This window comes from Streptomyces alkaliphilus, from assembly GCF_014141535.1.
Classification (GTDB): Bacteria; Actinomycetota; Actinomycetes; order Streptomycetales; family Streptomycetaceae; genus Streptomyces; species Streptomyces alkaliphilus.
Window position 1 is genome coordinate 1 of record NZ_VKHT01001572.1, and the last position, 709, is coordinate 709.

Below are 709 nucleotides of genomic sequence, written 5' to 3' on the forward strand. Positions count from 1 at the left end.
GGCCCTGGGCGTGGCCCTCTCCGCGGCGGTGAACCTCCTGGACCCGGCCGAGGTGGTCATCGGCGGACCACTGGCCGGTCTCGGTGACCGCCTGCTGCCGGCACTCGAACACGAGGTGGTGCTGCGCACCGCCGTCGCGGGTCACGGCCGCCCCGCGCCACCGCTGCGTCTGTCCCGCCTGGGGCCCGACGGTCCCTTGTTGGGCGCGGCGCGGACGGCGGTACGCGGTGTGCTCGACGACCCCGGGCGCGCCCGGGCCGCCTGACCGCGGCGGATAATCGCCGTTCGACCGTTTTTCCCCCGATCGGGGGAATCGATCGGTTCACCCCCCTGGCGGCACCGCCCGGCGCGCACCATCGTGGCGTGAGACGAGAACCCCGCGGGCGCCGGGCGGCGCGCGCCGCAGCCGTGTCCGCCGCGACCCTCGCGCTCTGGGGCACGGGGGTGTCGCCGGCCATCGGCGCCCCACCCGCGCCGACCGCGCCGATGGGGACGCCGGCGACGGCCGATCCCGACGTTCCGACGTCCCCCTCGGTGACGTTCTCCCCCGGGGACGGGTCCGCGGGGGTGGAGTTCCACCCGGGGGGCCTGCGGGTCACCGCCCCGGGGGGTGCCGTCGTCGAGGTGGGCCCCGAAGGCGTGACGGCCCGGAACGGCACCGCCGGGGCCCGGGTGGAGAACCGGCCGGGGTGTCCGCCCTCGGTGACGG

The 709-nt window shown here is 78.0% G+C and carries 1 pseudogene; it reads left to right on the top strand.

Going from position 1 to position 709, the window contains the following annotated elements:
• Positions 1-265: pseudogene (locus FNQ90_RS25740) on the top strand (ROK family protein); the annotation flags it as partial.
• Positions 266-709: the final 444 nt, after the last annotated feature.